Origin of the sequence: Clostridium sp. ZBS15 (assembly GCF_023845705.1) — a bacterium.
In the GTDB taxonomy this organism is placed as follows: domain Bacteria; phylum Bacillota; class Clostridia; order Clostridiales; family Clostridiaceae; genus Clostridium; species Clostridium aquiflavi.
In genome coordinates this window covers 1-254 of sequence record NZ_JAMQHY010000118.1, presented here as the reverse complement: position 1 = coordinate 254, position 254 = coordinate 1, and the positions used below count along the sequence as shown (strand labels likewise).

The following is a 254-nucleotide window of genomic DNA, read 5'->3' as shown; positions in this document are numbered from 1 at the left end:
TTTTTTTTTTCTTTTTTTTTCTTTTTCTTCAATTTTTCTTAGTTTTTAATTTTCTAGTAACTATATATGCTCGTCCAAACCCAATTATATTAATAGTAATTACTCTTGCAATCGTATATAGAATTGTTATTTTAAATGAATAAATCAATTGAGTCTCTTTCCAAATCCTTAAATAATTTTCAAATCCAACGAAACCATATTTTGGATTAGCCCCACTCCCGCCTGCCCCCGCCTCCCCCCCCCCCCCCCTCCCC

The 254-nt window shown here is 33.9% G+C and carries 1 pseudogene; it reads right to left on the bottom strand.

Features of this window, described 5'->3' with window-relative positions:
• Positions 1-37: 37 nt before the first annotated feature.
• A pseudogene (locus NG904_RS16755) lies at positions 38-254 on the bottom strand (hypothetical protein); the annotation flags it as partial.